Source organism: Rhodococcus sp. ARC_M5, assembly GCF_022810405.1.
In the GTDB taxonomy this organism is placed as follows: Bacteria; Actinomycetota; Actinomycetes; order Mycobacteriales; family Mycobacteriaceae; genus Rhodococcoides; species Rhodococcoides navarretei.
On sequence record NZ_JALGQE010000002.1, the window covers coordinates 237,898 to 259,460 of the forward strand.

Annotated in this window: 24 protein-coding genes and 1 riboswitch; of the genes, 10 read left to right on the forward strand and 14 right to left on the reverse strand. The window is 65.7% G+C overall.

The window, feature by feature from the left end:
* Positions 1–323: 323 nt before the first annotated feature.
* From MTX34_RS04525 to mnhG, 6 genes are read left to right on the forward strand one after another with little or no spacing between them, the layout of a single operon-like run.
* Positions 324–3,188 carry a Na+/H+ antiporter subunit A gene (locus MTX34_RS04525; protein ID WP_149406572.1) on the forward strand — a complete coding sequence of 955 codons (2,865 nt, stop codon included), beginning with the start codon at positions 324–326 and terminating at the stop codon, positions 3,186–3,188.
* Positions 3,185–3,808 (forward strand): Na(+)/H(+) antiporter subunit C, encoded by a 624-nt coding sequence (locus MTX34_RS04530; RefSeq protein WP_149406571.1) that lies wholly within the window; start codon positions 3,185–3,187, stop codon positions 3,806–3,808. The genes MTX34_RS04525 and MTX34_RS04530 overlap by 4 nt, the downstream gene beginning before the upstream one ends.
* Positions 3,805–5,448 carry a Na+/H+ antiporter subunit D gene (locus MTX34_RS04535; protein WP_149406570.1) on the forward strand — a complete coding sequence of 548 codons (1,644 nt, stop codon included), beginning with the start codon at positions 3,805–3,807 and terminating at the stop codon, positions 5,446–5,448. The genes MTX34_RS04530 and MTX34_RS04535 overlap by 4 nt, the downstream gene beginning before the upstream one ends.
* Positions 5,449–5,450: 2 nt before the next feature.
* Positions 5,451–6,092: a Na+/H+ antiporter subunit E gene (locus MTX34_RS04540; RefSeq protein WP_374230261.1), complete on the forward strand. Its 642-nt coding sequence runs from the start codon at positions 5,451–5,453 to the stop codon at positions 6,090–6,092.
* Positions 6,089–6,346 (forward strand): monovalent cation/H+ antiporter complex subunit F, encoded by a 258-nt coding sequence (locus MTX34_RS04545; protein WP_128646448.1) that lies wholly within the window; start codon positions 6,089–6,091, stop codon positions 6,344–6,346. Before MTX34_RS04540 ends, MTX34_RS04545 begins: the two co-directional genes overlap by 4 nt.
* A 22-nt stretch (positions 6,347–6,368) precedes the next feature.
* Entirely contained in the window at positions 6,369–6,707 is a 339-nt protein-coding gene (mnhG, locus tag MTX34_RS04550) for a monovalent cation/H(+) antiporter subunit G (RefSeq protein ID WP_128646447.1), read from the forward strand.
* 16 nt (positions 6,708–6,723) lie between these two features.
* On the opposite strand, the gene MTX34_RS04555 is transcribed toward mnhG, so the two are convergent.
* The 4 genes from MTX34_RS04555 to MTX34_RS04570 all read right to left on the reverse strand — a co-directional run bounded on the left by MTX34_RS04555 (position 6,724) and on the right by MTX34_RS04570 (position 9,610).
* Positions 6,724–7,893 carry a glutamate--cysteine ligase gene (locus MTX34_RS04555; protein ID WP_128646446.1) on the reverse strand — a complete coding sequence of 390 codons (1,170 nt, stop codon included), beginning with the start codon at positions 7,891–7,893 and terminating at the stop codon, positions 6,724–6,726.
* Positions 7,856–8,566 (reverse strand): superoxide dismutase family protein, encoded by a 711-nt coding sequence (locus MTX34_RS04560; protein ID WP_243594500.1) that lies wholly within the window; start codon positions 8,564–8,566, stop codon positions 7,856–7,858. Before MTX34_RS04560 ends, MTX34_RS04555 begins: the two co-directional genes overlap by 38 nt.
* Before the next feature lie 113 nt (positions 8,567–8,679).
* Positions 8,680–9,213, reverse strand: a complete 534-nt coding sequence (locus MTX34_RS04565; RefSeq protein WP_243594501.1) for a LytR C-terminal domain-containing protein — start codon at positions 9,211–9,213, stop codon at positions 8,680–8,682.
* 58 nt (positions 9,214–9,271) lie between these two features.
* Positions 9,272–9,610, reverse strand: coding sequence for a DUF3263 domain-containing protein (locus tag MTX34_RS04570; protein WP_149406568.1), 339 nt, complete (start codon positions 9,608–9,610; stop codon positions 9,272–9,274).
* A 365-nt stretch (positions 9,611–9,975) separates the two neighbouring features.
* Here MTX34_RS04570 and MTX34_RS04575 point away from each other — a divergent pair, with 365 nt between their 5' ends.
* Genes MTX34_RS04575 through MTX34_RS04585 form a run of 3 tightly spaced genes read left to right on the forward strand, consistent with a single transcriptional unit; the run spans position 9,976 to position 12,358 of the window.
* Positions 9,976–10,578 carry a peptide deformylase gene (locus MTX34_RS04575; RefSeq protein ID WP_243594502.1) on the forward strand — a complete coding sequence of 201 codons (603 nt, stop codon included), beginning with the start codon at positions 9,976–9,978 and terminating at the stop codon, positions 10,576–10,578.
* Between the two features lie 23 nt (positions 10,579–10,601).
* Positions 10,602–11,546 (forward strand): GNAT family N-acetyltransferase, encoded by a 945-nt coding sequence (locus MTX34_RS04580; protein WP_374638889.1) that lies wholly within the window; start codon positions 10,602–10,604, stop codon positions 11,544–11,546.
* 11 nt (positions 11,547–11,557) lie between these two features.
* Positions 11,558–12,358 carry an exodeoxyribonuclease III gene (locus MTX34_RS04585; protein ID WP_149406565.1) on the forward strand — a complete coding sequence of 267 codons (801 nt, stop codon included), beginning with the start codon at positions 11,558–11,560 and terminating at the stop codon, positions 12,356–12,358.
* Here the strand turns inward: MTX34_RS04585 and MTX34_RS04590 are convergent.
* The 3 genes from MTX34_RS04590 to MTX34_RS04600 all read right to left on the reverse strand — a co-directional run bounded on the left by MTX34_RS04590 (position 12,328) and on the right by MTX34_RS04600 (position 13,822).
* A complete protein-coding gene (locus MTX34_RS04590; protein WP_243608595.1) occupies positions 12,328–12,924 on the reverse strand; it encodes a hypothetical protein in 597 nt (198 codons plus the stop codon). The genes MTX34_RS04585 and MTX34_RS04590 overlap by 31 nt on opposite strands.
* Before the next feature lie 86 nt (positions 12,925–13,010).
* Positions 13,011–13,364: a GNAT family N-acetyltransferase gene (locus MTX34_RS04595; protein ID WP_243608596.1), complete on the reverse strand. Its 354-nt coding sequence runs from the start codon at positions 13,362–13,364 to the stop codon at positions 13,011–13,013.
* A 131-nt stretch (positions 13,365–13,495) separates the two neighbouring features.
* On the reverse strand, positions 13,496–13,822 hold the full coding sequence (locus tag MTX34_RS04600; RefSeq protein ID WP_068048077.1) for a GNAT family N-acetyltransferase: 327 nt from the start codon (positions 13,820–13,822) through the stop codon (positions 13,496–13,498).
* Between the two features lie 291 nt (positions 13,823–14,113).
* Here MTX34_RS04600 and thiD point away from each other — a divergent pair, with 291 nt between their 5' ends.
* Complete coding sequence (gene thiD / locus MTX34_RS04605) at positions 14,114–14,968, forward strand: bifunctional hydroxymethylpyrimidine kinase/phosphomethylpyrimidine kinase (protein ID WP_149406562.1); 855 nt, start codon at positions 14,114–14,116, stop codon at positions 14,966–14,968.
* On the opposite strand, the gene MTX34_RS04610 is transcribed toward thiD, so the two are convergent.
* The 7 genes from MTX34_RS04610 to thiO all read right to left on the reverse strand — a co-directional run bounded on the left by MTX34_RS04610 (position 14,930) and on the right by thiO (position 21,449).
* Entirely contained in the window at positions 14,930–15,751 is an 822-nt protein-coding gene (locus MTX34_RS04610; RefSeq protein WP_149406561.1) for an adenylate/guanylate cyclase domain-containing protein, read from the reverse strand. The genes thiD and MTX34_RS04610 overlap by 39 nt on opposite strands.
* A 37-nt stretch (positions 15,752–15,788) precedes the next feature.
* Positions 15,789–17,246 (reverse strand): M20/M25/M40 family metallo-hydrolase, encoded by a 1,458-nt coding sequence (locus MTX34_RS04615; RefSeq protein ID WP_243608597.1) that lies wholly within the window; start codon positions 17,244–17,246, stop codon positions 15,789–15,791.
* A gap of 32 nt (positions 17,247–17,278) precedes the next feature.
* Positions 17,279–18,049: an ABC transporter permease gene (locus tag MTX34_RS04620; protein WP_243594509.1), complete on the reverse strand. Its 771-nt coding sequence runs from the start codon at positions 18,047–18,049 to the stop codon at positions 17,279–17,281.
* A complete protein-coding gene (locus MTX34_RS04625) occupies positions 18,049–19,011 on the reverse strand; it encodes an ABC transporter ATP-binding protein (protein WP_243608598.1) in 963 nt (320 codons plus the stop codon). Before MTX34_RS04625 ends, MTX34_RS04620 begins: the two co-directional genes overlap by 1 nt.
* Positions 19,012–19,439: 428 nt before the next feature.
* Positions 19,440–20,192 carry a thiazole synthase gene (locus MTX34_RS04630; RefSeq protein WP_243608599.1) on the reverse strand — a complete coding sequence of 251 codons (753 nt, stop codon included), beginning with the start codon at positions 20,190–20,192 and terminating at the stop codon, positions 19,440–19,442.
* The gene (gene thiS, locus MTX34_RS04635) at positions 20,185–20,400 is read right to left on the reverse strand and encodes a sulfur carrier protein ThiS (protein ID WP_037186702.1); all 216 of its coding nucleotides are present in this window, start codon (positions 20,398–20,400) and stop codon (positions 20,185–20,187) included. Before thiS ends, MTX34_RS04630 begins: the two co-directional genes overlap by 8 nt.
* On the reverse strand, positions 20,397–21,449 hold the full coding sequence (thiO, locus tag MTX34_RS04640; RefSeq protein WP_243608720.1) for a glycine oxidase ThiO: 1,053 nt from the start codon (positions 21,447–21,449) through the stop codon (positions 20,397–20,399). The genes thiS and thiO overlap by 4 nt, the downstream gene beginning before the upstream one ends.
* Positions 21,448–21,561: riboswitch (TPP riboswitch) on the reverse strand. Its footprint overlaps the gene before it by 2 nt.
* Positions 21,562–21,563: the final 2 nt, after the last annotated feature.

Sequence of the window (21,563 nt, forward strand, 5' to 3'; positions counted from 1 at the left end):
CTCCGCTCGAGCCACTCCTACCCACCCGGGTCGTTCCGCAGGCTCCACTCCTACCCACCCGGGTCGTTCCGCAGGCTCCACTCCTGCCCACCCAGGTCGTTCCGCAGGCTCCACTCCTGCCGTTCTGTACCGCATGGCACGCGCTCGACCACGCAAAGTAAAGTGGATAACAACAACTCACGGCTGCCGTTCGGCTACCGGATCGTTATCTCTCAAAGCTTCAAATCGACTCTCACACGGACTTCGCACACCCTACTCATCGCCGCCCTACGACCACCGCCTCGGCTTCACCGCCGGTGGCGACCGAGACGACGGAGTGATCTTTGCTCGCCATTCTTCTTGCGCACGCCGCCGCCGCGCTGCTCGCGCCGCTGTTCGTCCGGTGGTGGGGTCGCACTGCCTTCTTCCCCCTCGCGCTCGTCCCCCTGCTCAGCCTGGTCTGGGTGTTCGGCAACTGGGGAACCGACCAGAAACTGAAGATCGAATGGGTCCCCGGCCTGTCGATGAACATCGACATGCGGTTCGACTCCTTGGCCGCCATCATGTCCTTGCTGGTCCTCGGCATCGGCGCACTGATCCTCCTGTACTGCGCGCGCTACTTCGAGAACGACGAGCCTCGACTGGGGCTGTTCGCGGCCGAGATGGTCGCGTTCTCCGGTGCGATGTTCGGCCTCATCACCAGCGACAACATGCTCGTGCTGTACATCTTCTGGGAGATCACGACGGTCCTGTCGTTCCTGCTCGTCGGCCACTACGCCGAGCGTGCCTCCAGCAGGCGTGCGGCCACCCAGGCACTGCTCGTCACCACCGCGGGCGGTCTGGCGATGCTGGTCGGCATCATCATCCTCGGCCAGGTGTCCGGCACCTACAACCTCTCCGAGCTGGTCGCGAACGCACCCGGCGGCTGGTTGCCCGGCGTCGCGATCGTGCTGGTCCTCATCGGCGCACTGAGCAAGTCGGCCATCGTGCCACTGCACTTCTGGCTCCCCGGAGCAATGGCTGCCCCGACGCCGGTCAGCGGCTACCTTCACGCCGCAGCGATGGTGAAGGCCGGCATCTACCTGGTGGCGCGCCTGGCACCGGGGTTCGCCGATTCCGGCCCGTGGCGTGCCACCGTGATCAGCCTGGGACTGCTGTCGATGATCCTGGCCGGCTGGCGAGCCCTCCGCGCATTCGACCTCAAACTCATCCTCGCGTTCGGCACCGTCAGCCAGCTCGGCTTCCTCATGGTGCTGGTCGGCATCGGCTCGGAGAAGGCGATGCTCGCCGGCCTGACGATGGTGATCGCGCATGCGATGTTCAAAGCGGCACTGTTCATGGTCGTCGGCATCGTCGACCACACCACCGGCACCCGAGACATCCGCAAGCTCGCCCACCTGGGCAAGAAGGCTCCGTGGCTGGCCGCGATCGCGGCGCTGGCCGCGGCCAGTATGGCCGGACTACCGCCGATGCTCGGGTTCGTCGGCAAGGAGACGGCGTTGTCGGCCGTGATCAGCACTCCGACGCTCGATCCCACGGTCGCGGCGGTCGTCGTCGCGGGGCTGGTGATCGGCTCGATCCTCACGGTCACCTACAGCATCCGATTCGTGTGGGGCGCGTTCGCGCGCAAGCAGCTCAAGCGTCCGAGTCCATCGGTCAGGGCGATGCATGCCCCGTCCGCGTTGTTCCTGGCCGCGCCTGCATTCCTCGCCGTTCTGGGTGTGATCGCCGGGTTCGGATCCTCGGTCGTCGACGGCATCGTCAGTCCCTACGCCCGCACCCTCCCGTCCTACGGCCAGGAGCCCTACCACCTGGCCCTGTGGCACGGTTTCAACCTTCCACTGGCGCTGACCGTCGTCGTCGTCACCGGCGGTGTCGGGCTGTTCATCGCCCACCGCGTGGTCAACCGGCTCAAGTTCGAGCATCCCCCGCTCGGAAACGCAGACCGCATCTACGACAACGTGCTCAAGTCCATGGACACACTGTCCATCCGCCTGACCGGCACGACGCAGCGCGGTTCGCTCCCCCTCACTCAGGGCACCATCCTGTTGACACTGGTGCTGCTGCCGATGATCGTGTTGCTCGTCGGCCAGGATTCCGGCATCGACTACACATTGTGGAACACCCCGCTGCAGCTGGTCATCGGCGTGATCATGATCGCGGGCGGTCTCGGAGCCACGGTGATGCGCAACCGCCTGGCCAGCGTCATCCTCGTCGGACTCACCGGCTACGGCTGTGGCGTCATCTTCGCCATCCACGGCGCGCCGGACCTCGCGCTGACCCAGTTCCTCGTCGAAACCCTCACCCTCGTGGTGTTCGTGCTGGTGCTGCGCAAGCTCCCGGCCGAGGTCGACGATCGAGGCTCGGCCGGCTCGCGCGGACCCCGTGCCGTGCTGGCCGTCGCCGTCGGAGCGACCGTCAGTGTGCTGGGCGCGTTCGCGATGAACGCCCGAAACACCGCCCCGGTGTCCTTGCTGCTGCCCGACGCCGCATACGAACTCGGCGACGGCAAGAACGTCATCAACGTGATCCTCGTGGACATCCGAGCCTGGGACACCCTCGGCGAGATCTGCGTCCTGCTCGTCGCGGCGACGGGTGTGGCCAGCCTGGTCTTCCGCAACCGCCGGTTCGGCAGCGCTCCGCGGGTGTCCGACGCCCCCGCATCGAACGCCTCCTCGTCGAACTCGGATGCGAACTTCGCGGCAGAGACGACGTGGCTGCTCGGCGGCGATCTGATCGATCCTCGGCATCGCTCGTTGATCCTCGAGGTCACGACGCGATTGATCTTCCCGACGATCATGGTGCTCTCGATCTACTTCTTCTTCTCCGGCCACAATGCCCCCGGCGGCGGTTTCGCCGGTGGCCTCACCGCCGGACTGGCGCTGGTGCTGCGCTACCTGGCGGGTGGCCGCTACGAGCTCGGCGAGACAGTGCCGATCGACGCCGGAAAGATCCTCGGTCTCGGATTGATCTTCGCGGCCGGTACCGCAGTGGCATCGATGTTCCTCGGAGCCCCGGCGTTGTCCTCGGCCACGTTGGAGATGACGTTGCCGATCCTCGGCGACATCAAGTTGGTCACCGCACTGTTCTTCGACCTCGGTGTGTATCTCATCGTGGTCGGTTTGGTACTCGACGTGCTCCGTAGCCTCGGTGCCCGTCTCGACGCACAGGTGGAAATGCAGAGCCAAGGCCGGGTGAGCGCCCCATGACCGCAGATCTCGGAATGCTGATCATCACCGGCGTACTCGTCGCAGCGGGGGTGTACCTGCTGCTCGAGCGCAGCATCACCAAGATGCTGCTGGGGCTGCTGCTGTTCGGCAACGGCGTCAACCTGCTGTTGCTCACGGTCGGCGGCCCTGCGGGCGCCCCACCCATCGTGGGGCGCGACAACGCGGTCAACCAGCAGATGGCCGACCCGCTGGCCCAGGCGGTGATCCTCACGGCAATCGTCATCACGATGGGAATCGCGGCATTCGTGCTGGCCCTGGCGTACCGGTCGTTCACTCTCAACACCAAGGACGACGTCGAGAACGACCCCGAGGACACCAAGGTCTCCCGGCGTCGCTCGATGGCCGAGGCCCCCGACCGTGACCGCTCGGACGATCCGGTGACGGGCGAGCCGAGCTTCGGCGGCGACGCGTTCGACTCGAAGGGCAACCCCATTCCGCTCGAGGAGATCAGAAACCTCGAAGACCTCGAGTGCTACGAGGACCTGCACGACGGCGACTTCGACAACGACGACGACAACCCGCAGCTGCGCGGGCTGGACGGACTCGACACCGCCGAGAAGGACGACAGCCGACCGGACGAGAAGGGAGACAACGCATGACCATCTCCCCCGCAGTGATCGATGTACTGACTCCGCTGCCGGTGCTGATTCCGATGCTCGCGGCCGCGTTGACCCTGGTGCTGGGTCGACGACCCCGCGCTCAGCGGTTCATCACCCTCGTCGCGCTGACCGCTGTGGTCGCGATCTCGTCGATGATGCTCTACCTCGCCGATCGCGACGGCGTCAGCGCACTCCAGGTCGGTGGTTGGGACTCTCCGCTCGGCATTTCCCTCGTGGTGGACCGGCTGTCGGCGATGATGCTCGTGGTCTCGTCCATCGTGTTGCTCGCGGTCATGGTGTACTCCATCGGCCAGGGCATCCGCGACGGCAGCGAGAACCAGCCCGTCTCGATCTTCCTGCCGACCTATCTCGCGTTGACCGCAGGCGTGTGCAACGCGTTCCTCGCAGGCGACCTGTTCAACCTGTTCGTCGGCTTCGAGGTGTTGCTCGCTGCCTCGTTCGTCCTGCTGACGCTCGGTGCGAGCGCGGACCGGGTACGCGCAGGCGTGTCGTACGTGATGGTGTCGATGGTCTCCTCGCTGATCTTCCTGGTCGGCATCGCGCTGGTGTACGGCGCGACCGGGACACTGAACCTGGCTCACATCGCGGTTCGGATGGACGACATCAACCCCGGAACCAGAACGGCGATCTTCGCGGTCCTCCTGGTCGCGTTCGGCATCAAGGCCGCGGTGTTCCCACTCTCGACGTGGCTGCCCGACTCCTACCCCACCGCCCCGGCACCGGTCACCGCCGTGTTCGCCGGCCTGCTGACGAAAGTCGGTGTGTACGCGATCATCCGCGCCCACACCCTGCTGTTCCCCGACGGCTCGCTCGACAACGTGCTCATGGTCTGCGGCCTGCTGACAATGCTCGTCGGCATCCTCGGCTCCATCGCACAGAGCGACATCAAGCGACTGCTGTCGTTCACGCTCGTCAGCCACATCGGCTACATGATCTTCGGTGTCGCGCTGTCGACACAATCGGGATTGTCGGGCTCGATCTACTACGTCGCCCACCACATTCTGGTGCAGACGACACTGTTCCTCGTCGTCGGTCTCATCGAACGACAGGCCGGTTCGTCGTCGCTCCGGCGCCTCGGTGGGCTGGCCGCGGCCAGCCCGGTGCTGGCGATCGTGTTCCTGGTGCCCGCCCTCAATCTCGGTGGTATCCCGCCGTTCTCGGGCTTCATCGGCAAGGTGGCGCTACTGCAGGCCGGTAGCGAGCAGGGCAGTGTGTTGGCCTGGTTGCTCGTCGCGGGCGGAACCGTCACCAGCCTGCTGACGCTGTACGTGGTGGCGCGCGTGTGGACCAAGGCGTTCTGGCGGGCCCGCGCCGACGCTCCCGAGGGCGATCTTGCGGACAACAGCCCCTCGGCACTGCTCGACGATTCCTCGGACATCGCGTTCGGCGATCGTGAGGACGTCGGCCGGATGCCTGCCTTCATGTTGATCCCCACCATCGGGCTGGTGGCCGTCGGCCTGGCCATGACGGTCTTCGCCGGCCCCATCATCGACATCAGCGACCGCGCTGCGGCAGACCTTCGCGATCGCTCGATGTACATCGACGCGGTGCGCGGTGCGGAATTCGTCGGTGATCAGGCCGCCGAACAGGCACGCGAGAACCAGGAAGGCACTCGATGAAGATGAACCGTTCCCTCCTGCTCCGCCTGTGGACTCTCGCGTGGTTGACTGCCATCTGGGTTCTGTTGTGGGGCAACGTCTCTGCGGCGAACATCCTCGGCGGCATCGCAGTGGGCCTGCTCATCATGGTGCTGCTGCCGTTGCCTCGCGTACCGGTCGAGGGCCGCATCCACGTGTTCTCGCTCGTCAAGCTGGCCGTCGTGTTCCTCTACTACGCGATGGAATCGAGCCTCAGCGTGGCGTGGCTGGCGGTCCGGCCCAAGGCTCCGCCGGTCACCGGCGTGCTGCGCTGCCGCATCGCGATCAAGTCCGATCTGGTGCTCACGCTGTTCGTCGACGCGATGAACCTCGTGCCCGGCACCATGGTGCTCGAGATCGACCGAACCAGACGCCTGCTCTACGTGCACGTGTTGGACATGGGCACCCAGAAGGCCGTCGACGGTTTCTACGCCTACGTGCGGAACCTCGAGAAACTGTTCATCGCGGCGTTCGAGCGAGACTCCGACTGGAAGCCGAGTCCACTGCACTACCAGGAGTACGAGCAGTACCACGGTGTACTCGGCGACGATCCGGCATCGGCGGATCGCGACGCCCCTCGAGACGACAAGAAGACCGACGACAAGAGGAAGGGGAAGTGGTCGTGACCATCGTTCTGGCCATAGCCGGTGCCCTCCTGATCGGTGCCGCGATCCTCACCGCCTACCGACTGCTCGACGGACCGAGCACGCTCGATCGACTCGTCGCCATGGACACCATCCTCGCCGTCTCGATGTGCGGTCTCGGCGTGTGGGCCGTCTACAGCCGCGACACCACCCTGGTGCCGGCGATCGTCGCGCTGTCACTGGTCAGCTTCGTCGGGTCGGTCAGCATCGCACGATTCCGAGTGAGGGACGAATGATCGACACAGTGAGGGCCGAACGATGACCGCAGCCCAGTGGATAGCCTCCGTCTTCATCCTGTTGGGAGCGATGTTCGCCTTCACGGCCGCCGTGGGCATCGTGCGCTTCCCCGATACTCTCTCGCGGATGCACGCGGCCACCAAGCCGCAGGTGGTCGGGCTGATCATGGTGCTGATCGGGGCCATCATCAGCCTGCGCGGCAATGTCGACATCTGGATGCTCGTGCTGGTCGGTATTTTCACCCTGGTGACCGCACCGGTGATCGCGCATACCGTCGGTCGCGTCGCGTACCGAGAGCAGCGCGGCCGCGACGGACTGTTGATCGTCAACGAGATGGAACCGAACGAATCCGACCAGTAGCGCGGAGCGTATCGGGTCAGGATCGGAGGTCGGTGACCAACGATTCGACGACTGCGCGCAGGTCACCGTTGGATTTCGCGGCCACCGCACGCTGACGCTGATACGACGCCCCCAGCCGAGGGATATCGGCCACCGCCGCCAGCTCGTCGACGCAATTCAGTCGGACGGCCGTCGGCGTCAATTTCTCGAGTAGGTCGTTCAGATCGTCGGTGACCAGCCGCTCGTTGCTGTCCGAGTCCAGAATGATCTCGGCATCGAGACCGTATCGGGCGGCCCGCCACTTGTTCTCCTGCACGTGCCACGGAGGAATCGACGGCAATGTCTCCCCCGCCTCCAGCCGCTCGTCGAGATGGACGATGAGGCAGTGCGTCAACGCGACGAGCGCCGCGAGTTCCCGCTTGGTCGACGCCCCGTCGCACACTCGGACCTCGATCGTGCCCCACTTGGGAGCGGGCCGGATGTCCCAGTGCATGCCGCCGAGCTGCTCGATGACGCCGGTCTTGAGCTGATCGCGGACGAACCCCTCGAACTGCGACCAGTCCTCGAACTGGAACGGAAGACCGGCCGTCGGAAGCTGCTGGAACATCAGCGCACGATTACTGGCGTAGCCGGTGTCGTTGCCCGCCCAGATCGGCGAAGACGCCGACAGTGCCAGCAGGTGCGGGTACTGCAGCAGCAGTGAATTGAGAATGGGAAAGACCTTGTCGGGGGACGACACTCCCACGTGCACGTGCACGCCCCAGATCAGCATCTGTCGGCCCCACCACTGCGTCCGAGCGATCAACTCGTCGTAGCTCGGCGAGCTGGTGAGCTGCTGAGTGGACCACTCGGCGAACGGGTGGGTGCCCGCCGAGAACAGATCGATTCCCAGTGGATCCGCGGCACGCTCGACCAACGACAGGGACTCACCGAGGTCCGCCATCGCCTCCCCGACGTTCTCGCACACTCCGGTGACGAGCTCGACGGTGTTGCGCAGCAACTCCTTCGTCACCCGCGGGGTGTCCCCGGCCAGATCGTGGACTCCGTCCATGACCGCCTCGGCGGAATTGACCAGGTCTCGCGTGTTCTTGTCGACCAGCGCGATCTCCCACTCGACGCCCAGTGTCGGGCGCGGTGAACTCGCGAAGTCGATCCGCGGAGCGCTCAAACTACTGCAGCACCGCGCATGCCGCCCGCGAGCCGGCATCGCCGGTCATCAGCGTCGTCATGTCCGGCACAGCAGCACCGTCGGGCAGGGTGTATCGCGGCGGGATGTTGGCGAAGTTGTCGGCACCTTCGTGCACGATCACCGCTGTTCCGGCACCATTCGCACGCAGATCGTCGAGCGTGAGCGCGTCGGTGGTGGTGGTGAGCATGCCGGTGCCGTCCTCGCCGACCTGAATGGACGTCAGATCACCGCTGGCCGGGTACTCGGTGCGACCGTCGACCTGCAGGTGACCGCCCGCGGACAGGAACGCGCCCGGCTCCCCGCCGGTCGGTGCCACGGAGTTGGGCTCGCAGGCGGCGACGGTGTGAATGTGGAAGCCGTGGAAGCCGGGGGCCATGTCCTCGACCTCGGCGGTGACGACGACCTTGTCGCCCTCGGACGCGAACGACACCATGCCCACCTCGGCACCGTCGGCGTTGCGCAGGGTGCCCTCGATGGTGTCGCCGGAGCTCGACTCGGCCGGGCTGTCACCTGCTACGGCTTCTGCCTCCGGGTCGGCCTCGCCGGTCCAGACCGGCGGGACGGTGCCCTGGACGTCGGACGGAACCTCGCCGTTGCTGCAGGCAGAGAGCCCGAGCGCTGCGATCGCGAGGACCGGGGCCACGTAACGCAACGATCGGGTCGCAGCAGTGCGTCGCTTGAACATGTCCATCGGAAATCGCTCCTCTTTCAGGCAGTTTCGCCGGGCTCGAAAATGATAACGTGCCGACCGATCGTGCCGAATCGGGCACGGAGGTCGACGCTGTGGAATTGGTCGCCGCAGGGCTACTGGGTCACGATGACGACAACGCCTGCCGTGGATTCGAGTGAGGTCGGCTTGGGTTCGGCCGGGACGCCGAGCTGCGTGGCGATCGTCTGAGCGGCCTGTTCCTCGCCTGTCGACGTACCGTAGTACACCGCGGTCTGCGCGAACTGGTCTGCGCTGAAGTTGCCTGTCTCGGCGACGTTCCACCCCTCGGCGGTCAACGTGTCTGCGGTGCCGGCCGCCAGGCCGGAGACGTTGGAGTTGTTGAGTACTCGCACCTCGACGTCGGCGGGGGCACCCGAGGTAGTGGTGGGTGCCGCGGCGCCGGTCGACGCGTCGGCTGCGGGGACCTGGGCTGCCGGGGCCTGGGCGGTGGGTGCCACGGAGGCCGGCGCACTCGTCGTCTCGGCGGTGGGCTCGGCGGCCGCGTCGTCGGAATCGGACCCGGTCAGCGACAGTGCGCCGATCGCTGCGAACAGAATCGCGAGCGAGATCAACACCATGGCCAGGGCACGGAGTGGTGGCCCGGTCTGTTCCGGGTTGGGGCTGCTCACGTACTCGACCCTAGCCGACCGTCGACGGCCACTCGGAACACGGAACGATGGAACCTACTCAGACGTCGAAACCCAACCGGCGGGCAGCCCGAGCCTTCTGCCGACTCGCACGCAACCGGCGCAAACGCTTGACCAGCATCGGATCCGCGGCGAGCGCCTCGGGACGATCGACCAACGCGTTCAAGATCTGGTAGTAGCGGGTTGCCGACATGGAGAAGAGTTCCTTGATGGCCTCTTCCTTCGCCCCGGCGTACTTCCACCACTGTCGCTCGAAGGACAGGATGTCGTGCTCTCGTCGACTCAGTCCGTCCGCACCGACCTCGTTCGGATCCTGAGAGCCGTCCGAACTTCCCGGTTGCTGAGACTGGTTCGAGTCACGCGCTGCTGCGCTGTCCATCCCACTCCTCGACATCTCGACTCTCCAGGGTCTGCACGATCACCTACCCGGAGAAATCTGCTTCCCCCAGCACTGCCGGCACCCACAGGAGCACCGACCGAATTACACAGTTGTACTTCGAGCATCATTCAACCATGCTCGACGGCTCGAGCACGGCTCCCGCGAGCTACCGGCGCGTGGCGTGTTCCACCCGATGACCCGCATGCACCACGTGTTCGGGTCGTTCCGCAGGCTCCACTGCCAGCCCCCTCGGGTCGTTCCGCAGGCTCCACTCTCGACCCCCTCGGGTCGTTCCGCAGGCTCCACTGCCAGCCCCCTCGGGTCGTTCCGCGGGCTCCACTCTCGCCCTACTATCCTTGTCGACCATGGCAATTCTTCCCATCCGGATCGTCGGCGATCCGGTGCTTCACACCGCAACCGCTCCCGTCACCGAGTCACCCGCCGAGCTGGCCGAGCTGATCGCCGACATGTACGAGACATTGGCCGCCGCGAACGGCGTCGGTCTCGCCGCGAATCAGGTCGGCCTGGGCAAGCGTCTGTTCATCTACGACTGCCCCGATCAAGGCGAGGACGGCAAGATCTTCCGCCGCCGCGGCGAGGTCGTCAACCCGGTGCTCGAGACGTCCGAGATTCCGGAGACGATGCCCGATCCGGACGACGACGACGAGGGCTGCCTGTCCGTCCCTGGCGAGCAGCACCCCACCGGCCGCGCCGAGTGGGCCCGCGTGACCGGTACGGACGCCAACGGCGATCCCGTGGACATCGAGGGCCGCGGCTTCTTCGCTCGGATGCTTCAGCACGAGGTGGGTCATCTCGACGGGTTCCTCTACACCGACGTGCTCATCGGGCGACATGCACGCGCCGCGAAGAAGGCCATCAAGCGCGCCGGATGGGGCGTGCCCGGGCTCAGTTGGACGCCCGGCACGGTGGACGACCCGTTCGGCCACGACGACGAGGACGACGACTGACCGTCCCGGTGGGTGCGCGGGTGATGCTGCGCTACCGGTTGCCACCCGGCCACACCCACCCGATGACGGACGTGATCGGCGAACTGGTGTCGGCCGACGCCGATGCAGTCTCGGTGCGCGGTAGGGACGGCGCACTGGTGCAGGTCGCAGCCGAACGAGTCGTGGCGCTGAAACCCCTGGGCCCCAAACCGATCCGCACCTCGGAGATTCGCTCCCTCGAGGCTGCCGCTGCCGATGGTTGGCCGGGCGTCGAGCGGCAATGGCTGGACGGTTGGCAACTGCGGTTCGGTCACGGGTTCACCGGACGCGCCAACTCGGCGATACCGCTCGAGCCCGGAGCGTCGATGACGGCCGAGACTCTTACACAGATCATCGACCGATACGCCGCTCACGGACTACCCCCGACGCTTTCCCTCCCTGACCGCCTTGGCAGCGCCCCGGCGGGGTGGCGGACGTACAACGAAACCGCCGTCATGGCTGCAGATATCTCGAATCTTGTTCTGCGAGAAGGCGAATCGGCCATCGACGTGACCGCGCAGCCGACAGAGGAGTGGCTGACTTCCCTGCGCTACCAGGGCCGCGAGGCACCCGAGGGTGCAGCGGAGGTGGCATCCGCAATCCGGGGCGGCACCCTCGGTTTCGGCATGATCGGCGCGCGCTCGTCGTCGGCAGCCGCCGTCGGTCGCGCAGCCGTCACCACCGCCCCGGACGGTCGATGCTGGGTGGGATTGACCTCGCTCTGGGTCTCTCCCGAGCATCGCCGCAACGGCCTCGGCACCCTGATGTGCGGAGAACTGGTGCGCTGGGGACGCGAGCACAGCGCGACGCACGCCTATCTGCAGGTAGCCGTCGACAACACCGAAGCCGTTGCCCTGTATCGGGATCTGGGTTTCGTCGACCATCATCACTATCGCTATGCCCGACCCGAGAACGCGATCGGTCCGAACCCTGTCGGGGGCATTCGATAGGGTTCCTTCCCGTGCGCTTGGCTACTTGGAATGTGAACTCCGTCCGCTCTCGTCAGGATCGAATCGTCGATTGGCTGCAGCGATCCGATGTCGATGTCCTGGCGATGCAGGAAACCAAGTGCAAGGACGCACAGTTTCCGTACGAGCGGTTCACCGATATCGGGTACGAGGTCGCCCACGTCGGGCTGAGTCAGTGGAACGGCGTCGCGATCGCGTCGCGCGTCGGCCTGGACGACGTGCAGGTCGGCTTCGAAGATCAGCCCGGGTTCAGCAAGGATCCCGAGATCGATCCCGCTCAGGAGGCCCGCGCCATCGGGGCCACGTGCGACGGGGTCCGCGTCTGGAGCCTGTACGTGCCGAACGGTCGCGAGCTCGCCGATCCGCACTACACCTACAAGCTCGAGTGGCTCGCCGCGTTGAAGGCCGATGCGCAGGCGTGGGTCACCGCCGATCCGCAGGCGCAGATCGCGCTCGTGGGCGACTGGAACATCGCGCCCACCGACGACGACGTCTGGGATCCGGCGCTGTTCGAGGGCAAGACCCACACCTCACAGGCCGAGCGAGACGCCTTCACCGCGTTCGGCGATGCCGGCTTCACCGAGGTGACGCGGCAGTTCACCCCCGAGCCCAGGACGTACACCTACTGGGACTACACGCAGTTGCGGTTCCCGAAGAAGCAGGGTCTGCGCATCGACATGGCACTCACCTCTCCTGCCCTGGCGGCTCGGGTGACCGGAGCGTCGATCGACCGTGAAGAACGCAAGGGCAAGGGCGCGAGCGATCATGCTCCGGTGATCGTGGAGATCGGCTGAGCAGAGTCCACCGACCTGCCCGCCACCGACCTGGCGGCGAGAATCGCCCCGACCGCAATCACCAGTCCGTGCACTATCCGCACGGCCGGTGGCGTGTAGAACTGCGGCAGGAACAGCACGAACCCAGCGGCCAACACCATGGCATAGCGGTTGCGTAGCGCGAACACCACCAGCCCGACGGCGATCAGCACGAGTCCGAGCCCGAACATGACGGACTGCACGAGCGAGTATCGAATGGGGTCGGCCAGCTCGATCAGGCCCGGGTTCGAGGTCTGCGCGGCCTCGACACCGAGCGCATGCAGCGCGAAGGTTTCCGCTCCGTAGTACGGCAGTACCAACCCGACGCCGATCCAGGTGGTCACGACGGCAACATCGGACCGTCGACCCGCGTAGAGGACGAGGAGCCCGAGCGCGATGAATCCGAGCATGGCGAAGGTATGGGCGAGCACCCAGTTCGAGGATGCGAAGGCGTCGACCCCCGCGCTGCCCACCTCGTCCGAGTAAGGGCGCAGTACGGGATACGCGGCGAACATGACGCCGACGAACAGATACAGGGCTGTACGCATCGGGAGACACCACACCTTTCGAGAGCGACGCTCTCTACAGGAAGCAGTATTCACCCGATGGGTCGACAGCGCAAGAGCACTGCTCTCTATTGGACGATCAGATCCAGAAATTCCTCGTGATGCGCCACATATCGCCGGACATAGGTGCAGATCGGAACGATGCGCCACTGTCGATCGCGCGCAGTGTTCAGCGACGCCCGCACCAATACGCCGGCCCACCCGCGGTCGCCGTACTCCTCCTTGACGACGGTATGCATGAGCGCGACAACGGGGCCCACGCCGCCGTCGTCACCCTCACCGAAGCGGTACCCGAGAATGCCGACGAGTTCGTCGTCGACGAAGAGGTCGAACCTGTTGTGATCGACGTCGTCCTCGATACGAACGACGGGGCGATCGAGCGGCGCCGTCTCACGCGTCCGCCTGGGAAGAATGTGACTCATGTCACTTATGAGACCAGTGTTGTCCATGTGACGCGAGACGAGTGCATCGATCGTCGCCGAGTCGTGCCCTTAATGTGACCAGCCTTGATGGAACCGGCCCTACTCGTGACCGAGCGATGTCGTCAGGGATGTCAGAGCGCGACGAGCATGTCGTTGTACTCCGGATTGGCCGCGGCGAAGCGCTGCACGTAGGTGCAGACCGGCTTGACCTTCCAGCCGTAGGAGCGAGCGCTGTCGAGTGCGCGACGCACCAGAATGCCGGCCAGCCCTTGGTGGCCGAAGTCCTCGGTGACGACCGTGTGCATGAAGGACACGACATGGGTGCGCGTTGCGCGCGTGCCGTTTCCCTCCACCTCGTAGAACCCGACGATCCCGACGAGATCGCCGTTCAATCGGAGCTCGAAACGGTTCTGGTCCTTGTTGATCGAGACATCAGCGCTAGGAGAGCTTGCAAGCATGGGACGCCTCCTTCGCTGTGTGTGGAGTGATGAACGAATGAAATCGATGTGACGTGCACCACTATTAAACATGCGCGCGGTGGCTCTGTCACCTTTTCTACCAACAAACCTTCGGATGCGTAGGTTTGTCCGTCGAACACGACACGAATGCTGGTACGGATCATAAGCGTCCCTGTTCGCCGTTGTGATACAACAACATTCAAGACCGGCCCATGTTTTCTCCGCGTCTTCGACAATCCGATCAACCTGCCGAGACCACCGTCCCCCTGCCCGCCGGTACTGTCTTCTCTCGTGAAGTTCCTACCGCTCACGCCCAACGGCGAGACTCCTGTCCGCGCGCTGACCATCGCCGGAACCGACTCCGGCGGCGGTGCCGGAATCCAGGCGGACAGTCGGACGATGGCGCTGCTCGGTGTCCACGCGTGCGTTGCCGTCGCCGCGGTCACGGTCCAGAACACCGTCGGCGTGACGGGCTTCCACGAGATCCCGCCGGACGTCGTCGCAGCGCAGGTTCGCTCGGTGGTGTCCGATATCGGTGTCGGCGCAGCGAAGACCGGAATGCTGGCCTCCACCGCGATCATCGAGGCGGTCACCGCCGTCTGCACCGAGGTGGGCATCGGGCGGGATCAGCCGGTCCCTCTGGTGGTCGATCCGGTGTGCGCGTCGATGCACGGCGATCCACTACTGCACGCCGAAGCCCTCGACGCCATCCGCCACACCCTGTTTCCCATCGCCTCGCTGGTGACCCCCAACCTCGACGAGATTCGGCTCATCACCGGCATCGACGTGGTCGACGACTCCACCGCGCGCCGCGCCGCCGAGGCCCTACACGGGTTGGGCGCGCAGTGGGCCCTGGTCAAGGGCGGTCACCTGAGAACATCCACACACAGCACCGACCTGCTGTTCGACGGCGACACATTCCTCGAGTTCACCAGCGAGCGCATCGCCACCGGCAACGATCACGGCGGCGGCGACACCCTGGCCGCATCGATCGCCTCGGCGCTGGCACACGGATACTCCATGCCCGACGCGGTGGCGTTCGGCAAGGAATGGGTCACCCGATGCCTTGCCGCGTCCTACGACCTGGGCGCGGGCCACGGCCCGGTGTCACCGCTGTGGCGACTGCACGAGTCGGAGGATGCGTAGGTCGTCGGGTGCGCCCTTGATCTTCGGGGCGAAGAAGCTGCGGCGATAGGGCTTGGAGACCACGCGCAACGCGTCGAGCACCTCCGGTGACACTGCGTCCAGTGCGGCGGCGGAGATCATGATGTTGCCGTTCCCGCCGGTCTGCATCACGCGGGCGGCGACGGTGACATCGACGCCCAGCCAGTCCGAACCGACCTGGCGCGGACTGCCGGTGTGAATACCGACCCGCATCGTCGGGGTGTAGCCGTCGACGTTCACGCCGGTCAGTGCTTCTCGTGCCGCGAACACGGCTTCGACGGCCTTGCCCGAATCGGCGAAGACGGCCATGATGCCGTCGCCCAGTCTCTTGACGACGTGCCCGCCGCGGACCGTGACCTCGGGTTCGACGGCTTTGGAGACCCTGCGGAGCAGCGTCAGGGTGGCGGTATCCCCCGCGCGGAGCGACCACGACGAGAATCCGACGAGGTCCGTGAAGACGATGGTGACGTCGCGTTCGCCGCGACCTCGCCCTGCGCGTTCGAGAATCGCCTGCCACAGCTGCAGAGCCCCGAGTCCCACTTCGCGGGATGCGCCCGGTTCGTCGTCGAGTCCGTTCGCAGCCAGGAATCGGTCTGCGACGCGGGCAACGGCCAGTGCCCGTCCGGGACCGTCGATCGACAGGGGATCACCGAACGTGGGGTCACCGGGTAAGGCGCGACGCACACGCCGAACCGCCCCGACCACCGTGGGCGCTCGGTTGGTGGTGCGGACCCACTTCACCACCGAATCGACGACTGCGTTCACAACATCGAGCGTAACCCACGGTTACACATACTTACCCTCATCCTTCGGCACGTGCGGCCTCGCGCTCGGCTCCGACCGGTACCCCGTTGGGGCCCTCCACCGACTGCGCGTAGACGCCGATTCCGTAGGCAACCGCCGCGCCGTTCTTCGCCAGTGCGGCGCGGTCGACGTTCGCCAAGGTGTCCTGGTCGGTGTGGTAGTTCTCGTCGAACGTCTGATCCGCGGTGCCGCCCCACTTCTCGGCCTGCTCGGCAGTCTTGTTCTCGTCCGCGCCACTGAAGACGCCACCGGCCGGGATTCCGACCTCGATGAACGGGCCGTAATCCGATCGGCCGTCGAAATCGGTTCCGTCGACGGCGGTGCCCTCGTCGGCCAGTCGCTCGACGAAGGTCCGCTCGATGGCGTCGGATCCGGCCGGTCCGGCGGGCTCACCCACCTGGTCGGAGTCATCTCCGTCGTAGGCGAGGTAGCCGGCGTTGTGTGAGCCGATCATGTCGAAGTTCAAGTACAGCGCGATGTTTCGCTTGTCCTCGTCGGACAGGCCCTCGACGTACTTCGTGGAACCGACGAGACCGTTCTCCTCGGCACCCCAGAACGCGAAGCGCACCGCATTGGTGACCTCGGGTGCACTACCCATCTGCAGTGCGGTTTCCAGCACTGCCGCTGTGCCGGTGCCGTTGTCGTTGATGCCGGGGCCTTCGGGGACGCTGTCGAGGTGCGCGCCGGTGACCACCACGTTCTCGGTCGACCCGGTGGTGGTCTGCGCAATGATGTTGCGGCTCATGGTCGTGTCGGTTTCGGTCACCAGGGTCAGCGTCACCTCGGGTGCGGCGAGAACGGTCGCACCGTCCTCCTGACTCACGCCGCCGGTCGGAATCTGTGCGGTCTCGGCATCACCGAGCGTCCCCGAATCGAGCGGACCCGGTTCGTTGTTGACGATGATCGCCGCGGCCGCACCCAGTTCTGCTGCGACGGTTTGCTTCACACCGAACGGGCACACGCCGCGCGGAACCACCGCAACGGCTCCGGCCAGGTCGAGGCCGGCGTAATCGGTTGCCTCACAGCCGTCTGCACCGGCGGGAGCACCGACGACGCGTGCGGTGATCCCCTCAGCGGTGGTGGTGGGTGAGTAACTGAGCGCGAACACCGGGATCTCGGTGCCCGCCAGAGACAGAGTTTGGGTCTGCGCCTCGAAGGTCTCGAACTCGAATTCCGGGGTGGTGACCTCGAACCCGGCCGATTCGAGTTGTGAGACAACGTAATCGACGCTCGCGTCGTATCCGGCGGTGCCGGCGGCGCGGTTGCCGTCGTGTTCGGCGGCAATGCTCTCGAGCTCTTCAAGGTGGCCCACCAAGGCTTCCTCGGTGACCGCGGCAGACAGGCCCTGCCCGTCGGGTGTCGCGAAAACTCTGGCCGGTTCCTCGTCCGAGGTGGACGAGCAACCGGCCAGAATCAAGACAGTGACGGCGCTACCTGCAAGCAAGGAAATCCGCATAGCGGACACCATACCCAGAGAGGCCTCGCGCGTCAGGCGTCCCGACGATTGACGACCAACACTGCTGCGCCGAAAACCACCGCGGTGAAGACGACGAAGTAGATCAGGCTGCCGATCGGGCCCCAGTGAAAGTCGATTCCGCCGCTGGAGCCGAGGAAGTGGTTGGCATTGAGGAACGGCAGGAACGGCTGGATCTTGTCGCCTACCTTCGGGATGAGGCCGACGACGTTCTCGATGAGCAGCGGCCACAGCAGCAGCACGGCGATGGCACCGGCGGACTGTCGAATGAGCGCACCCACCGCTACTGCCAGCACGATCTGCACGAACGCCAGGATCGCCGCGCCGTAGACGACACGCCACGTGCCGTCCACATCGAAGCCGAGGAGCGCCCCGGCCTCCTCGCCTGCAATCGACTTCGCCAGGAACAGCGCGCCGAACGCCAGGACGAGAGACAGCACCGCGCCGTACACACCGACGATGAGCGCCTTGGCACCGAGGACCGAAGCCCGGTTGGTGACCGATTGGAACGTGGTGCGGATCAGACCGAACCGGTATTCGCTGGTGACGGTCAGTGCCGCCAGGATCATCAGCACCATGATGCCCAGCCCGCCCACACCGCTGGCCACGACGTCGTAGGCGGTGGTCGGAGGTAGGCCTTCCGGCGCGTCGGGTCCGATCGCGGTCTTGGCGGCCCAACCCAGGATGGCTCCGAAGCCGAGGCCGAACACCACCACGATCGCGCTGCACCACCACGGTGATTTGGTCGAGGTGAACTTGATTCTTTCTGCTGCCAAGACGCCCATCAGAGTGACCCGCCCATCGCTTGCTGAGTGTTCTGTTCTTCGGCTCCCGCGCCGTGATATTGCACTGTTTCTCCGGTGAGTTTCATGAACGCTTCTTCGAGAGATCCTCGCTGTGAGGCCAACTCGTGCAATGTGATTCCAGCTCGGCCGGCGATGTCGCCGATCGTGTCGGTGGTCGAGTTCAGCACCACCAGCGAGGGCTGCAATTCGTCCGTCTTGTCCGGCTCACGCACGGTGAGACCGGCCGTGGTCAACGCCTGGCGCAGGCCGTCGAGCTGCGGACTGCGAACGCGCACCGATGCTTCGGAGGCGCGATCGATGAATTCCTGCACCGAGGAGTCCGAGATCAACTTGCCGCGTCCGATGACGATGAGGTGTTCCGCCGTCTGCGCCATCTCCGAGAGCAGGTGGCTCGAGACCAGCACCGTGCGGCCCTCGGCTGCCAAGCGCTGCATGAACTTTCGGATCCAGACGATGCCCTCGGGATCGAGTCCGTTGACCGGCTCGTCGAACAGCAGCACCTTGGGATCACCGAGCAACGCGCCGGCGAGACCGAGCCGCTGCGACATACCGAGCGAGAATCCGCCCGCATTCTTCTTCGCGACCTCGGACAGTCCCACCAGCCGCAACACCTCGTCGACACGCGACTTCGGGATGCCGTTTGAGGCGGCCATCCACTCGAGATGCGCACGGGCCGAACGGTTCGGGTGCACCCACTTGGCGTCGAGCAGAGCCCCGACGGTACGCAGTGGTTGCTTGAGATGGCTATAGTTCTTGCCCTCGATGGTCGCCGTTCCCGAGGTGGGGCGGTCGAGACCGAGGATCATCCGCATCGTGGTCGACTTGCCTGCGCCGTTGGGGCCCAGGAAGCCGGTCACGATGCCGGGCTTGATGGTGAAGGTGAGGTTGTCGACCGCCGTCACCGCGCCGTATTGCTTGGTCAGTCCTGTCACTTCGATCATGGGTACAACTGTCCCCGATCGAACGCGTGCGCACATCGACCTACAGTCGCCTTTTCCATCATCCTTTCGGATGACACACACCCTGAGACAGTTCGGTCACACGGGCCGTACGCGTTCACAGGGGCGGTACGCCGCAAATGCGCGCGCGTTTGCCAGATGCGCGCAAAGTCGACACACCAGTTCGCGCGCGTTTCACGAACGCGCGCGCGTTTGCGAGATGCGCAGCACCACAGGCAAGGCAGCTGATCACAGGGGCGGCACGCGGCCATATGGGCGCGGTCACACGGGCGCGCCGCCGCAAATGCGCGCGCGTTTGCCAGATGCGCGCAAAGTCGACACACCAGTTCGCGCGCGTTTCACGAATGCGCGCGCGTTTGCGAGATGTGCGCCGGGGAAGCAGGGCAACGCTGCGCCGACGACACAGTCGGTTACATGGGTGAGCTGGCCTGCGCCCAGAATCGTTTCGGAATTCGGCCGGCGTGCCTGGCCTGATACCCCGCCGCCACCGCGTTCCGCATCGCCGACGCCATCAGCGCCGGGTCCTTCGCACGGGTCACCGCGGTAGCGAGCAGCACCGCATCGCAGCCGAGCTCCATCGCGAGGGTCGCGTCACTGGCGGTACCGATTCCGGCGTCCAGGATCACCGGCACCGTTGCGGCGTCGACGATCATCTCGATGTTGTGGGGGTTGGCGATACCGAGTCCGGTGCCGATGGGTGAGCCGAGCGGCATGACGGCCACGCAGCCGATGTCCTCGAGCCGCTTGGCCAGTACCGGGTCGTCGGTGGTGTACGGCAGCACCTGGAAGCCGTCGTCCACGAGTTGTTCAGCGGCCTTGACCAATTCGATGGCGTCGGGCAGCAGCGTGCGCTCGTTGGCGATCACTTCGAGCTTCACCCAGTCGGTCTCGAGCGCCTCACGTCCGAGTTGCGCGGTGAGCACTGCCTCGGCCGATCCTCGGCATCCCGCGGTGTTCGGCAACGGCGCGATGTTCAACCGGCGCAACAGATCCAATACGCCCGTCCCACCCGCGGCGTCGACGCGGCGCATCGCGACAGTGGTCAGTTCGGTTCCGGACGCGACGAGGGCTTCCTCGAGTACCGCGAGATTGGCCGCTCCCCCGGTTCCGGTGATGAGGCGGGAGGTAAAGGTGCGATCGGCGATGGTGAGTGCGCTAGCCACCCTGAACCGCCGTGAGAACGTCGATGGTCCAACCCTTTTCGACGCTGGTGGTGTCCCAGCGACTCTTGGGCAGCACCGCTCCGTCGACGGCGACGGCGATGCCCTTCTCGGGCAGGCCCAGGAATTCGAGCAGCCGACGCATGGTCATGTCCTCGGTGAGCAGGTGGTCCTCACCGTTGACGGTGATGCCGATGGCAACCTGGGTCATGGTGTCCTTTCGATCTGTGTGAAGCGTTCGGGTGTGGCTGCTTTCGCCTCGGGCAGCGTCTCGCCGGAGATCAGCGCGGAGACGGCGTCGGCGGTGATGGGCGCGAGCAGGATGCCGTTACGACCGTGGCCGGTGGCAACGATCAACCGGGGAGACAGCCTGCCGATCAGCGGCAGTCCGTCCGGGCTCATCGGCCTCAGGCCGGCAGCGGTTTCGTACAGTTCGTACTCGCCGATGCTCGGCATGAGTCGTTCGGCGTCGGCGATGAGGTCTCGTACCCCCGCCACGGTGACCTGGGTGTCCTCACCGGATTCGTATTGGGTTGCGCCGACGACCAATCCGTCGCCGCGCGGTACCAGGTAGATCGCCCGGCCGTGCACGGTTCCACGGATCGTGCGGTGCGGTGGCGGTGCGGCGCTGGGCCTACGACGCAGCCGCAGGATCTCACCCTTCACCGGCCTGACCGGCAGCGTGGGCCACAGTGCGGCGCAGCGAGAACCGGCGGCCAGGACCACCTGATCGGCGTCGGGCAAGGTCTCTACCGAACAACCGGAAAACTCCACTCCGGCGTCGAGACACGCCTGCTCGAGCGCGGCGACCAACGACCGATTGTCCACGGACAGCTCGGTCGGGGCCAGCAGGCCGAGTCGAATGTTCTGTGCCAGTGCAGGTTCGAGCTCACGCAGCTGCGCACGTCCCAGAATCTCGAGTTCGTGCCCCTGTTCGCCCACCCACTCGGCGATGGTTCGTAGATCGGCCGCATCGGCCGTGTCGAGGGCAACCGTCACCGATCCGGTGGAGGAGAACACCGAGGGGCCGGGGAGGCGTCGGGCAAATTCCGGCCACCGCGCCAACGACGCAGCACCGAGGTGCAGCAGTTCGTGTTCGCCCGGCCAGCCCTCGGACAGCGGTGCCAACATGCCGCCCGCGACCCAGGATGCGCCCTTGCCGAGAGCAGGATCGTGCACCACCACCCGGTGGCCGTCCTCCGACAGTCGTAGCGCCGTCGACAGCCCGATGACGCCTCCGCCGATAACGACGATATGCACGCGATTCACGTCCTCACTCCCTGCGCCCGCATGATCGGGTTCAGGTATTGACGGTAAGGGCGGCGAACCCACTCTCAGCCCCACGATCCTCGGGACTCCCGCGATTTCTCGGCC

Bases quoted from the DNA above. Each gene is read 5' to 3' on its own strand.
- MTX34_RS04530 (WP_149406571.1), top strand. From the start codon at position 3,185: ATGACCGCAGATCTCGGAATGCTGATCATCACCGGCGTACTCGTCGCA.
- MTX34_RS04535 (WP_149406570.1), top strand. From the start codon at position 3,805: ATGACCATCTCCCCCGCAGTGATCGATGTACTGACTCCGCTGCCGGTG.
- MTX34_RS04540 (WP_374230261.1), top strand. From the start codon at position 5,451: ATGAACCGTTCCCTCCTGCTCCGCCTGTGGACTCTCGCGTGGTTGACT.
- mnhG (WP_128646447.1), top strand. From the start codon at position 6,369: ATGACCGCAGCCCAGTGGATAGCCTCCGTCTTCATCCTGTTGGGAGCG.
- MTX34_RS04555 (WP_128646446.1), bottom strand. From the start codon at position 7,893: ATGCCGGCTCGCGGGCGGCATGCGCGGTGCTGCAGTAGTTTGAGCGCT.
- MTX34_RS04560 (WP_243594500.1), bottom strand. From the start codon at position 8,566: ATGGACATGTTCAAGCGACGCACTGCTGCGACCCGATCGTTGCGTTAC.
- MTX34_RS04570 (WP_149406568.1), bottom strand. From the start codon at position 9,610: ATGGACAGCGCAGCAGCGCGTGACTCGAACCAGTCTCAGCAACCGGGA.
- MTX34_RS04575 (WP_243594502.1), top strand. From the start codon at position 9,976: ATGGCAATTCTTCCCATCCGGATCGTCGGCGATCCGGTGCTTCACACC.
- MTX34_RS04580 (WP_374638889.1), top strand. From the start codon at position 10,602: ATGCTGCGCTACCGGTTGCCACCCGGCCACACCCACCCGATGACGGAC.
- MTX34_RS04590 (WP_243608595.1), bottom strand. From the start codon at position 12,924: ATGCGTACAGCCCTGTATCTGTTCGTCGGCGTCATGTTCGCCGCGTAT.
- MTX34_RS04595 (WP_243608596.1), bottom strand. From the start codon at position 13,364: ATGAGTCACATTCTTCCCAGGCGGACGCGTGAGACGGCGCCGCTCGAT.
- MTX34_RS04600 (WP_068048077.1), bottom strand. From the start codon at position 13,822: ATGCTTGCAAGCTCTCCTAGCGCTGATGTCTCGATCAACAAGGACCAG.
- MTX34_RS04615 (WP_243608597.1), bottom strand. From the start codon at position 17,246: ATGCGGATTTCCTTGCTTGCAGGTAGCGCCGTCACTGTCTTGATTCTG.
- MTX34_RS04620 (WP_243594509.1), bottom strand. From the start codon at position 18,049: ATGGGCGTCTTGGCAGCAGAAAGAATCAAGTTCACCTCGACCAAATCA.
- MTX34_RS04625 (WP_243608598.1), bottom strand. From the start codon at position 19,011: ATGATCGAAGTGACAGGACTGACCAAGCAATACGGCGCGGTGACGGCG.
- thiS (WP_037186702.1), bottom strand. From the start codon at position 20,400: ATGACCCAGGTTGCCATCGGCATCACCGTCAACGGTGAGGACCACCTG.